Genomic DNA, 12,639 nt, shown 5'->3' on the forward strand with positions numbered 1-12,639 from the left:
GTAAATGGGAACCGTAAAATTTTCTGAGAAGATACTCATCAATAAGGAGCCATTATTTGTATTTGATTATACCCAGAATTATTCAAATCGCCTTTCATGGGATACTTTCCTTAAAAAAGCGGAGCTGATCGGCGATGCTGAAAAGCCCGATATAGGAGTAAAGGCATGGTGTGTTGCTCGTAACGGTTTGGGTATGGAAACTAAATACGTAACCTTTAATCGCCCCAAAAATACCGCTATAAAAATGACCAGGGGCCCCTTTATGTTTAAATCATTTTCAGGGTCGTGGTTATTCCGTGAATTAGGTCATGAACAAACAGAAGTCGCTTTCATTTATTCTTTTGGATTGCGATTCCCTTTTGACATATTTAAACGCCTTATTAAAAATAGCCTCCAGCGCAACGTCAGGAAAAGATTAATTGACCTGAAAACATGTGTGGAAAGGACATAGTATTACAAAAAATATATAAATAATACCAATCGGTATGGTTTATACTAATAAAAAACTATGCTTATATGCTTAATTAGACTGATTATCCCATAATATGCACACTGCACGTAATTTATTGCAACCTTTTGAAAATAAATTACAAAGTTTCCAAATCGATATGCTTAATTTTGTACCGTTTTACTGATTGGTTTCTGCATGGAGCGCCTAAATTATATTGACAGCGGCAACGCTGCCTACATTAATACACTTTACGAAGCATATACCCAAGACCCGGGATCGGTCGACTTCGGATGGCAAAAATTTTTTGAAGGCTTTGATTTCGGCCGCGAGGCCAGCGGGCCCATCACCGGCAGTGGTGAAGGATCTGAGCATTTTTTGAAGGAGATCAATGTCCTCAACATGATCAACGGGTACCGCACCCGCGGGCATCTGTTCACCAAAACGAACCCGGTTCGTGAACGGCGCAAATATTTCCCTGGTAAGGAACTCGAGACATTTGGCCTGAGCGACACTGATCTGGAGACAGTATTCAATGCAGGTGTTGAAGTAGGGATGGGGCCGGCTAAGCTGCGTGAAATACGCGATATGCTGGAGCAAACCTATTGCCAGTCTATCGGCGCCGAATACCGTTACATACGCAACCCGATAAAAATCAAATGGTTTGAGGATAGGATGGAAAGTAACCGCAATACGCCTGCTTTTAATACGGAAGAGAAGTTGCGGATGCTGGATAAACTAAACCATGCGGTAATTTTCGAAAATTTCCTTGGCACAAAATTTCTCGGTCAAAAGCGGTTCTCGCTTGAAGGGGCTGAAGCTTTGATCCCTGCTATGGACTCTGTGATACAAAAGGGCGCCGAACTGGGCATACAGGAGTTTGTGATAGGCATGGCCCACCGCGGTCGCCTTAATGTGCTGGCCAATATCATGGAAAAAACCTATAAGGAAATTTTTTCAGAATTTGAGGGCAAAACCTATGATGCAGAGTCGGGCTTTGGGGGCGATGTAAAATATCATCTTGGGTTTTCGACCGATGTGGAGGCAAAGAATGGGAAGAAAGTGCATTTGAGTCTTTGTCCCAATCCTTCGCACCTTGAGGCTGTCGACCCTGTCGTGGAAGGGTTGACCCGTTCGAAGATCGATTTTAAATATAATAGCGACTACACCAAAATAGCACCCATACTTATTCATGGCGATGCTTCTATAGCCGGGCAGGGTATTGTGTACGAGGTGCTGCAAATGGAAAAGCTGGAGGGTTACCGCACCGGCGGTACCATTCACCTGGTGATCAATAACCAGATAGGTTTTACCACCAATTTTAAGGATGCACGATCAAGTACCTATTGTACCGATATTGCAAAGACAGTTCTTTCGCCGGTTTTCCATGTGAATGGCGATGACGTAGAGGCGCTGGCCTTTGTTATCAACCTGGCTATGGAGTACAGGCAAACCTTTCATGATGATGTTTTTATCGATATCCTTTGCTACCGCAGGTACGGCCATAATGAGTCGGACGAGCCAAAGTTCACCCAGCCGCTGCTTTACAAAGCGATAGAAGCGCATCCCAATCCGCGTGAGATATACTACCAGCAACTGCTTGCCCAGGGGACGATCAATGCTGACCAGGCAAAGATCATGGAAAAGAATTTCCGTGACCTGCTGCAGCAAAAGCTTGATGAATCGAAAGCTGAGGACAGGTTTACCGACACTATCCAAATGTTTGAGGGCGCGTGGGAAGGGTTGCACCTGGCGTCGGCACAGGATTTTACCAGCCCGGTAAATACAGCAGTAACGAAGGATGAACTTATTGATATTGCAAAAAAAATCACCACGCTGCCAAAGGATAAAGAGTTTTTCAAAAAAATTGAAAAGCTTTTTGACGAACGCAGCAAAATGGTAACCAAGACACAGACTTTTGACTGGGCCATGGGCGAACTTTTGGCTTATGGCACACTGTTAAAAGAGGGTCACCCGGTAAGATTGAGCGGAGAGGACGTAAAGCGGGGAACTTTTTCGCACCGTCACGCGGTTTTAACTTTGGTTGACTCGGAAGAGGAATATACACCGCTGGACACTTTAGGCGCCGAAGCTAAATTTACGATATACAATTCGTTACTGTCAGAATATGGCGTGCTGGGTTTTGAATACGGCTATGCCCTTGCAAATCCCAATGCCCTCACAATATGGGAAGCGCAGTTTGGCGATTTCTTTAACGGTGCACAGATCATTGTCGACCAATATATAGCCAGCGCCGAAACCAAATGGCAACGCGGCAATGGTTTGGTAATGCTGCTGCCGCACGGGTACGAAGGGCAGGGGCCGGAACATTCCTCGGCGCGTATAGAGCGTTTTATGGAACTTTGTGCAGATAACAATATCCAGGTGGCCAATTGTACTACACCGGCTAACTTCTTCCATATTTTGAGGAGGCAATTGCACCGTGAGTTTCGCAAGCCACTGATCGTATTTACACCCAAAAGTTTATTAAGGGCGCCCAAATGTGTATCGCCGGTAGAAGACTTTGTCAACGGAGCTTTCCAGGAAGTAATTGATGATAACTACGCGGATGCAAAGAAAGTGAAACGTGTATTATTCTGTTCGGGTAAGTTGTATTACGAACTGCTTGAAAAACAACAAGCCGACGAACGTAAAGACGTCGCGATCGTTCGAATTGAACAATTGTATCCTACACCAGAACAGCAAATGCTGAAGATAAAAGCCAAATACACCAAAGCCACGGACTTTATCTGGGTGCAGGAAGAGCCCGAAAACATGGGTGCATGGCCATATATGTGCCGCAAATTCCGCAAGAGCGAATTGCAATTGGATGTAGTATCGCGGAATGAGGGAAGCAGCACTGCTACAGGTTTTGCCAAACAGCATGCTTCGCAGCAGTTGTATGTGATATCAAAAGCGTTTGATACGCCTGCAGGAGAGGCTGTAAAGAAAACGGTGAAAAGAACAACCAATAAAATGGCTAATGTAGCCGCTGACTAAACGTACAACACACTACTATGAGTTTAGAGATCAAAGTTCCGCCGGTAGGCGAATCGATAACTGAGGTAACATTATCGCGCTGGCTGAAAAAGGACGGCGACAGTGTTGCCATGGATGAAGTAATTGCCGAACTGGAATCGGATAAGGCTACTTTTGAGCTTACTGCTGAAAAAGCGGGAACTTTACAGACGGTTGCTAAAGAGGGAGACACGCTTGCAATAGGCGCCGTAGTGGCTAATATTAATGAGGATGGCACCGCCACGCCTGCAAAAGAACCTGCACCGGCTGCTGCATCGCAGCCACAACCCGAGGTGGTAGCTGATGCACCTGCTCCGGCCGCACCTGTTTCAAGTGAAGGCGGTTCATTACAAATAAAAGTTCCGCCGGTAGGCGAATCTATTACAGAAGTAACGTTGTCGCGCTGGCTCAAAAAAGACGGCGACACCGTTGCGATGGACGAAGCGCTGGCCGAACTGGAATCGGATAAAGCAACTTTCGAGCTGACAGCAGAAAAAGCAGGCATATTAAAAACGATTGCTAAAGAAGGGGACGTATTGGCCATCGGTGCGGTAGTTTGCACTATCGAAGGTGCCGGCACAGCAACATCTTCTGCGCCAAAAGTTGAAGCCCCGGTAACTGCTACAGCCACTGTAGAAAAAAGTTACGCATCGGGTACGCCATCACCTGCTGCTGCAAAAATATTGGCCGAAAAAGGCATCGACCCGGCACTCGTTCCGGGGAATGGCGTAGGTGGCCGCATCACTAAAGCCGACGCCATGACTGCCGTTACTGCCGACCTGGTATCTGAAAACCCCCAGGGTGGTGGCAGAGTTTCGACCCCGGCAAGCCTTAAAACCGAGGTTAAAACTCCTGAGGCAGGTGCACCTAAAGCGCAGGACGGCAGGGAGCGCAGGGAGAAAATGTCGCCGCTGCGCAAAACCGTGGCCCGCAGGCTCGTAGCTGTGAAGAACGAGACCGCTATGCTGACTACCTTTAACGAGGTGGATATGTCGCCCATTATGGAGCTGCGGGGTAAATACAAGGATAAATTTAAAGAGAAACATGGCGTTGGCCTGGGCTTTATGTCATTCTTTACCAAAGCGGTTTGCGAAGCTTTGAAGGAATGGCCGGCGGTAGGCGCGCGTATTGAAGGCGAAGAGGTGGTTTACAGTAATTTCGCCGATATATCCATCGCTGTATCAGCCCCCAAGGGTCTTGTAGTGCCCGTTATCCGCAATGCGGATGCCATGAGCCTGGCCGAAATAGAAAAGGCGGTTGCAGCGTTAGCTGCAAAGGCTCGCGATAGCAAACTGACCATCGACGAAATGACCGGCGGTACATTTACCATTACCAATGGCGGTGTGTTTGGGTCGATGATGTCGACACCCATCATCAATTCGCCGCAATCGGCTATATTGGGTATGCACAATATAATTGAGCGACCGGTAGCCGTGAATGGGCAGGTTGTGATCAAACCGATGATGTATGTGGCATTATCCTATGATCACCGTATCATTGATGGCCGCGAATCCGTAAGCTTTTTGGTGAGGGTAAAGCAGTTGCTGGAAGATCCGGCGAGGTTACTGCTGGGGGTCTGACCACTGATTAGACTGATTTTTTAGATTTCGTTGATTAGATATTTGAACCCGGTTATGCCGGGTTTTTTTGTTAAGCAACCAGTCTCCTCATCGTATTAATTACCCCCGAATGCAGCCCCTCGTGATAAGGCACAAACCGCAGCGCATCGTCAATGCTCTTGATCTCAACGTCGTAACGCGTGTTCCAGGCAGTGTACCCGGTGAACATATTGTTATTATAGTCGGCTTCAAGTTGGTCCAGGGTGGTGGAGAATAATTGCTTGATATTGGCTATTTCAGATTCGCTCAATAGTCTTTCGGGCTTACTGCCCGATCGGAACTGCTCCCAGAATTCTTCGCTGATGTGGGGCGCCACCCCTGCTCTTTTGTAGCAAATGCCCTGCTGGGCAGCTACCAGGTGGCCCAGGTTCCAGATGATATTATTATTAAAGCCTTCGGGTATGCGGTTGAGTTGTTCGGTGGTCAGGTCCTTGATGCCCTCCAATAAAAAGGCCCTTACTTTCCTGATGTTTTCGATTTGTTCGGTCATGATTGGTTGAATAGTGTTACAATACTAATTAATATCATAAATTAGCATTCATCCAATTACCTTAATTGACAATTAAATGACCGGCTTCAGATCATCAGCTTTAACCGTTTTCGGCGCGGTCCTGCTGTTTTGTTCATGTAAAAACCAATCAGGAGATAACACCATCTGGCGGGTGTATGGTGGATCGAAAATGGCGCAGCACTATTCGTCGCTTACGCAGATAGACAGCGCTAACGTGAATCAATTACAGGTAGCCTGGGAATATCACACTCATGACGCTGATACTGCAGGCCACTCACAAATACAATGCAGCCCGATAATGGTGGATGGTACGCTTTACGGCACCTCGCCCAAACTAAGGCTTTTTGCAGTAGATGCAGCAACGGGTAAAGAGAAGTGGACATTCAATCCGGCCGGGAATACCAATTCATCCCCGATGAGTTTTGGGATGAACAACAACCGCGGCGTAACCTATTGGGAGGATGGGGATGATAAACGCATATTGTACTGCGCCGGGTCGAATATTTACGCTATAAATGCAGCCAATGGCGAGGTGGTAAAGAGTTTTGGCACCTATGGGAAAGTAGACTTGCACAACGACCTTGGCCTTGATGCGTCCAAAATGTACGTGACGGCTACCTCCCCGGGCATTATTTACAAAAACCTATACATCATTGGCAGTCGTGTAAATGAAACTGCTGATGCAGCGCCGGGCCATATCCGTGCCTATGATGTGCGCACAGGTAAGCTGAAATGGATATTTCACACCATACCCCGGCCCGGCGAACAAGGTTATAACACCTGGGAAGACACCGCGGCCTACAAACATATCGGCTCGGCTAATAGCTGGTCGGGTTTTAGCATGGACGAAAAACGGGGACTGCTGTTTGCACCCACAGGTTCGGCGGCTTATGACTTTTACGGTGGGAAACGTTTAGGCCAGGGCCTTTTTGCCAATTGCGTACTGGCGCTGGATGCCGAAACAGGAAAACTAAAATGGCACTACCAGGTAATCCATCATGATATATGGGATAAGGACCTGCCAACGGCGCCGGTTTTGGTTACCATCAGAAAAGACGGTAGGGATGTGGATGCCGTAGCGCAGCCCACCAAACACGGTTTCATTTTTGTGCTCGACAGGGAAACCGGCAAGCCATTGTTCCCGGTTAAGGAAACTGTAGTGCCAACCAGTTCAGACCTCAAAGGCGAAAAACCATGGCCTACGCAGCCTATTCCCGAACTGCCGGTGCCGTTCGCCAGGCAAACCCTGACGGAGAACGATATTAACCCATACCTTTCGAACAGTTCAAAAGCCGAGGTTTTAAAAAGATTAAAAAGTTATCGCTACGGAAACATGTTTTTACCACCGGGCAAGCAGCCAACCGTTATTTTTCCGGGATTTGACGGCGGCGCAGAGTGGGGCGGACCAGCCTATGACCCCGCGACAGGCATTATGTACATCAATGCTAACGAAATGGCCTGGGTAATGACCATCGCCGATACCAAAACCCGGGCGGCCAAAAACGAAAACTTCACGCAGGCCGGGCAGCGCCTGTTCATGAGCAATTGTATGAGCTGCCATGGGAAAGACCGTAAAGGCACGGGTAATTTTCCTTCGCTTATCAATGTGCAAACCAAATACAAGGATAGCCAGATAGCCGACCTTTTGAAAACAGGGCGGCGCATGATGCCATCCTTTAAACAGTTATCGCCGCAGGAAAGCGGGGCCATTATCTCATATGTAACCGGCAATAACACAAGCGGCAAAGCAGCTTTTATAGAAGAACATAAGGCTGTCGACCCTTATCTCGATATTCCGTATATGATGACGGGCTACAACAAATTCCTGAGCAAGGAAGGACTGCCTGCCATTTCGCCGCCATGGGGAACACTGAACGCCATTAACCTGAACACCGGGAAAATGGTGTGGCGCATACCGTTTGGCGATGACCCGGAGATGGCCGCACCGGGCCGCGTAACGGGAACGGAAAATTATGGTGGTCCGGCGGTTACGGCAGGCGGACTGCTATTTATCGGGGCAACCAAGGATGGTATGATTCGGGCCTTCAACAAAAGGAACGGCAAGCTTTTATGGCAATATAAGCTGCCTGCCGCCGGGTTCGCTACGCCTGCGGTATATGAAGCCGGAGGAAAGGAATACCTGGTGATAGCCTGCGGCGGGGGTAAGCTGGGGACAAAGTCAGGGGGTAGTTACGTGGCTTTTGCGTTGCCAAAGTAAATACACTAAGTGTTCACGCCGCCGCCGCTTGCCACACGCTATTACTTGTAAGTATCTTATTATCAAATAATTGGAATCTTGCATTTGACAAAAAGTGCCCCATTTTTGCATTTTTCGTGAACACCTTTTTGCTATGTATCAGTATGTCAATTACTTGGCCGTTCGCAGGGCGGGGGTTTTTATGCGGGTTTTTTGCGCCGAAAAACCGGGAAAATTCCAAAAAAAGCAACAAAAGTGCTTAAACAAGCCTTTAGGCGCGTTTGAACTGCGATCTCTTCGCTTGCCAGATTGTTTTTATCAGCAGGTTATGTGCAAATTAGGGTAATAATTAATGAAGAATAATTTTTTGGGTACACTAAGTGTATGGCAAAAAGGGTATAAGATTCTTCTCTGCCGGCCGTTGATCTGAACGATGGCATAATTTGTTGATTAACCGGTGCAGCTATAGGCTTGGCACATGGTGTTCGGCTAAAGCCGTTTTCAGCTTTTTCTTTATCCGCCCCATAGATGGGACGGCAATGAATTTACGCAGGAGCCTTTTCATTACCTCGGGCTTTATTCCCACAAGAGATCGTAGTGAAGCGGATTTGATCAAATTCAATTCATTACCGTCGGCTTTAGCCGACTGGTGAAAAGCAGCTACCCGCCCCACAAATAGGACAACAATAGACAGAATTTATTCAAATTTTAATTCATTGCCGTCGGCTTTAGCCGACAGATAACCAGCGCCCTATAGACAGCTTCAACCGGATTTAAGAGGGATATGAGCCGTAGGCTCTACCTGTTTGTAGAAAAATACCGAACACCCACTTATGCCTCATAGAGGCTACCCGCCATCATGCAGGTGAGTTTTTCGTACTACGCCATAAATGCAACTGAGGGTAACCTCTACGAGGCAAAAGCCCTTTCTTTCTATCTACTACAAAGCGGTAGACCCTACGGGTCATGGAAATTGATTAACGGCAGCCGGCCTTAGGAGGTTAGGGTAAGCGCAGGTCAGTTAAAAACACTAAATTTGACCCATCAATCTATCTAAATGCAATTGTCCGCCGCAGGTACTTCCGCCACCGATAAAAAACAAACGCAATTTATCTGGTATTTTCTCCTCGGCTGGACCATCCTGAACGCCGTACAAGCCTGGAAACTGGAGATTCATGCCGACGAAGCCTATTACTGGCTTTATTCCCGCTTTTTGGATTGGGGTTATTTTGATCATCCGCCCATGGTGGCCCTGTTCATCCGGATAGGGGACAGTATCACCCACAGCGAATTTGGCGTACGGCTGATGACCGTAGTGTCCAGTACCTTATCGCTGTATGTGCTATGGCTTATCGTGCGGCAATATGGCGCTGCGGCTAAATGGTTCATTCTTATAGTGCCTGGTGTCTTCATTTTCAATATCTACGGGTTTATGACCACGCCCGACGCGCCGCTTTTCCTGTTCACCGTGTTGTTTTATTACGTGTACCGGAAATATCTTGCGCAGGACAATTACAAGTTTGCTGTGCTGCTGGCGCTGGTTATCGCCGGTCTGCTATACAGCAAATACCACGGGATATTGGTGATCGGTTTTACCGTGCTGTCCGACCTTAAATTATTAAAGCGGAAGACGTTCTGGGTGATCGTCGTTCTATCCGTAGTGCTGTACCTGCCGCATATTTTATGGCAGATGAGTCACGGTTACCCGTCGGTCAATTATCACTTGTTCGAACAAACCAGCGATCATTACAGTTTCTGGCAAACGTGGACCTACTTTCCGGGGCAAATACTGATGGCCGGGCCGCTTGTTGGCTGGTTCCTGTTCTGGAAGGCTTTCCGCGCGAAGGCGAACGACGGGTTTATCCGTGCGCTGTTATTCAATGCCGGGGGTACATTTTTATTCTTTTTGCTCAGCAGCCTTCGCGGCGAAGTGCAGCCGCAATGGACGCTGATAGGTTTTGCACCATTGATCATGCTGTCGCTGATCTATTTTAAGCAATGCGGCAAACGGTTGCTATGGTTTAGCAGCCTGGCCGTCGTTAACGTAGTTTTTATATTGACGATAAGAATATTGCTGATCACCGCCTCGCCGCTCATCAGGAAAGTAGGACAGGTAAAAAGCCAGTACGGATACAAAGAGTGGGCGCATACCATAAGGCAAAAGGTTGGCGATAACTATGTTATTTTTATGGATGGTTTCCAAAACGTATCCAAATACGATTTCTACAATAATACCACTAAAGGCTTTGCTTACGACAACCGCTACTACCGGTTAACCCAATTCGATATCTGGCCTATAGAGCAGGGCCTTCAGCATAACAAAGCGTATTACCTGTTGCGCAACCCGTTAAAAGGGGTTACTACCGATACCCTGAACACTACCGGCGGAACATGGTACGGCGGCTGGGTAAATGATGTGCGCACCTATCAGCAGGTTAAGGTGGAAATGCCTGAAAATAAAATTACCATGAAAGCTGGTGCGCAAAGGGCGCTGGATGTAACTATAACAAATCCATATCCCTACACAATAAATTTCAGTAACCAGGGTTATCAGCACCTGGTGGTTTTTGCAGCCTGTACCTTTACCGGCATGCTTGAAATATCCGAGGAGGTATCGGCAGATGATTTTCATCAAATTATACTGAAACCGGGCCAAAGCACGCATTATAGCTTTAAATTTACAGCGCCATTGCAAAAAGGAAATTATACCCTGCTATTTTCGCTGCGCACAGATCCGTTTATGGGCAGCAAAAACAGCAGGATCATCAGCCTTGTGGTTGAATAAACACTTACAAATGATAAAAAGACTTTACCTGATAACTATCCTGACTTTCGTTACCGGTGCCGCTTTCGCGCAAACGGTGGATGTAAATTTCAATGCACTGGGTTTCCTGGATAACCGCGAGTACAAAGACTTTGTGGCGCGCTCGCGCACCTATTCGGGTATGCGTACCGCGCTTAATTTCGGGTTGAATATCGACAGCATGAACCATTTTGTGGTTGGGGTGAACGGAATACACGAGTTTGGCGCACAGCCCTATTTTCTGAAAGTAAACCCGGTTGCTTATTATAATTTTACCGGTAAAAGCTGGTTGTTTTACGCGGGCGCTTTCCCGCGCGAAGGGACGCTGACCAATTATCCGCGTGCTTTACTGAATGATACCTTAAGATATTACCGCCCGAACGTGGAAGGGTTGATGGCGCAATTCCATACGGAACACTTTATGGAAACCGGCTGGATCGATTGGGTGAGCCGGCAAACCGCTACCGACAGGGAAGAGTTTTTGTTTGGCTTTTATGGCAAATACCGCCCATGGTTAAGCGGGCCGTTCTATATATCGCATTATTTTTTGTTGCTGCATGATGCCGGGGCCGCTGTATTGACGGCTGATGACCATATCCAGGAAAACGGCGGCGGGCAGGTACGCCTTGGCCTCGACTTCAGCCGCAAGCAATCTTTCCTCGATTCGCTGACCATCGAAGCAGGCGGGATGATCAACCTGCACCGGGTGCGTGGCCTGGATGGCTGGCAGTCGCCCAAAGGCTTTGTGGCAAGTGCCTATGCATCGTACAAGCGTTTCGCTATCCTCGACGAATTTTACACGGGGCAGGAAGGTACCCTGGTTACCTTTGGCGACTCGTTCTACGAAAAAAAATTCTACAACCGCCTCGACCTGATGTTTTCGGCATTTAATGCCAAAGGGTTGAAAGGACAATTCATTTTCAGCGTGCACCGCACACCCGGCTTCACCAGCAACCAGGAGGCATTCAGGTTGACGTATGATTTGGGGAGGAAGGTGATCGCGAGGTTTAAGGATTAAACATCCCCCTGCCCCGTAGAGACGCAAGATTTTGCGTCTCTTAAAACCCGACAGGAAGGTTATAGCGAAGTTCAAGAATTAACATCCCCCCGTAGAGACGCAAGATTTTGCGTCTCGGTAGAAAAATATCTTCATTGCATGATGGCATAAAGACGCATAATTATGCGTCTTTACAAACAAAAAAAGGACGCACAATCTGCGTCCCTTTCGATATATAATGAATGCCTTCCGGCATGACTAAAGCCCTCACTCCCGGGGAGGGTTGGTTGGGGCCTAATTCCCACCGATATCGCCGCTGCCCGATTTGGATTTCATCACATTTTTGGGATGGCCGCCGTAGCTTATATCGCCTGAACCGGATACGGAAGCATTGATCTTTTCGCTGGCATATACCGAAGCGTCACCCGAACCGCTTACATGAACGTCGGTATTTTGTGTGATCATCCCGCGCCCGCTATAATCGCCCGAGCCGCTTACCCGCACTGCCGAAGTTTCAGCATGACCCGAGATGCGGACATCGCCCGAGCCGGATATGCTTGTCTCCAGGTTTTTGGCTTCCAGCTGGCCGTTCACGTCGCCCGAACCGGACACCCTCAGGCTCATTTTATCGGCATGAAGGCCATCCCTGAAATCCACATCACCCGAACCCGAAACAACAATGCTGTTCACTTCCCTGATGGTTACATACACCAATATTTTTTTGTGACGGAACAGGTCGCCAAAATGGAACATTTCATTGTGTTTGTTGTAAATTTTCAGTACGCCGTTATCTACCTCGGTGGTAATACGGCTGATGACTTCTTCTGGAGCCTCTACTTTTACCGACTCGGTGTTGCCCTGTGTAAGCCTTACATCGAAAGGCCCGCCAACGTCGACTGCGTGAAAACCGGACAAATGACGGTCCTCGGTTCGTTGCTGCGCGATGGCGGCAGCAGGTGTAAAGATATAGGCAACGCCGGCCAAAAGCAGGCATGTTAAAAGGGATCTGGATACCAGTTTCATAATGGTCTTATTTGTTTAACAGG

General features: G+C 47.8%; 8 protein-coding genes. 6 read left to right on the forward strand and 2 right to left on the reverse strand.

The window, feature by feature from the left end; all coding sequences use genetic code 11:
- The first annotated feature begins 4 nt into the window (after positions 1-4).
- The 3 genes from VL525_RS12575 to odhB all read left to right on the forward strand — a co-directional run bounded on the left by VL525_RS12575 (position 5) and on the right by odhB (position 5,046).
- Positions 5-451, forward strand: coding sequence for an SRPBCC family protein (locus tag VL525_RS12575; RefSeq protein ID WP_325387038.1), 447 nt, complete (start codon positions 5-7; stop codon positions 449-451).
- Between the two features lie 195 nt (positions 452-646).
- Entirely contained in the window at positions 647-3,448 is a 2,802-nt protein-coding gene (locus VL525_RS12580; protein WP_325387040.1) for a 2-oxoglutarate dehydrogenase E1 component, read from the forward strand.
- A gap of 17 nt (positions 3,449-3,465) precedes the next feature.
- Positions 3,466-5,046 carry a 2-oxoglutarate dehydrogenase complex dihydrolipoyllysine-residue succinyltransferase gene (gene odhB, locus VL525_RS12585; RefSeq protein WP_325387042.1) on the forward strand — a complete coding sequence of 527 codons (1,581 nt, stop codon included), beginning with the start codon at positions 3,466-3,468 and terminating at the stop codon, positions 5,044-5,046.
- Between the two features lie 70 nt (positions 5,047-5,116).
- Here the strand turns inward: odhB and VL525_RS12590 are convergent, their stop codons facing one another.
- A complete protein-coding gene (locus VL525_RS12590) occupies positions 5,117-5,575 on the reverse strand; it encodes a DinB family protein (protein WP_325387044.1) in 459 nt (152 codons plus the stop codon).
- A gap of 76 nt (positions 5,576-5,651) precedes the next feature.
- On the opposite strand from VL525_RS12590, the gene VL525_RS12595 reads away from it, so the two are divergent.
- The 3 genes from VL525_RS12595 (at position 5,652) to VL525_RS12605 (ending at position 11,614) form a co-directional block, all read left to right on the forward strand.
- Entirely contained in the window at positions 5,652-7,814 is a 2,163-nt protein-coding gene (locus VL525_RS12595) for a PQQ-binding-like beta-propeller repeat protein (protein ID WP_325387046.1), read from the forward strand.
- A gap of 1,036 nt (positions 7,815-8,850) precedes the next feature.
- Positions 8,851-10,578 (forward strand): ArnT family glycosyltransferase, encoded by a 1,728-nt coding sequence (locus VL525_RS12600; RefSeq protein ID WP_325387048.1) that lies wholly within the window; start codon positions 8,851-8,853, stop codon positions 10,576-10,578.
- Positions 10,579-10,588: 10 nt separating this feature from the next.
- Positions 10,589-11,614, forward strand: coding sequence for a hypothetical protein (locus VL525_RS12605; RefSeq protein ID WP_325387050.1), 1,026 nt, complete (start codon positions 10,589-10,591; stop codon positions 11,612-11,614).
- Between the two features lie 273 nt (positions 11,615-11,887).
- Here VL525_RS12605 and VL525_RS12610 read toward each other — a convergent pair whose 3' ends face one another.
- Positions 11,888-12,616 (reverse strand): head GIN domain-containing protein, encoded by a 729-nt coding sequence (locus VL525_RS12610; RefSeq protein WP_325387052.1) that lies wholly within the window; start codon positions 12,614-12,616, stop codon positions 11,888-11,890.
- Positions 12,617-12,639 lie beyond the last annotated feature (23 nt).

This window comes from Mucilaginibacter sp. (assembly GCF_035492695.1).
Taxonomy (GTDB): domain Bacteria; phylum Bacteroidota; class Bacteroidia; order Sphingobacteriales; family Sphingobacteriaceae; genus Mucilaginibacter.

What these genes read in the sequence shown, in the direction of transcription:
- VL525_RS12600 (WP_325387048.1), top strand. Translation starts at nt 8,851, where the DNA reads ATGCAATTGTCCGCCGCAGGTACTTCCGCCACCGATAAAAAACAAACG.
- VL525_RS12590 (WP_325387044.1), bottom strand. Translation starts at nt 5,575, where the DNA reads ATGACCGAACAAATCGAAAACATCAGGAAAGTAAGGGCCTTTTTATTG.
- VL525_RS12580 (WP_325387040.1), top strand. Translation starts at nt 647, where the DNA reads ATGGAGCGCCTAAATTATATTGACAGCGGCAACGCTGCCTACATTAAT.
- odhB (WP_325387042.1), top strand. Translation starts at nt 3,466, where the DNA reads ATGAGTTTAGAGATCAAAGTTCCGCCGGTAGGCGAATCGATAACTGAG.
- VL525_RS12605 (WP_325387050.1), top strand. Translation starts at nt 10,589, where the DNA reads ATGATAAAAAGACTTTACCTGATAACTATCCTGACTTTCGTTACCGGT.
- VL525_RS12575 (WP_325387038.1), top strand. Translation starts at nt 5, where the DNA reads ATGGGAACCGTAAAATTTTCTGAGAAGATACTCATCAATAAGGAGCCA.
- VL525_RS12610 (WP_325387052.1), bottom strand. Translation starts at nt 12,616, where the DNA reads ATGAAACTGGTATCCAGATCCCTTTTAACATGCCTGCTTTTGGCCGGC.
- VL525_RS12595 (WP_325387046.1), top strand. Translation starts at nt 5,652, where the DNA reads ATGACCGGCTTCAGATCATCAGCTTTAACCGTTTTCGGCGCGGTCCTG.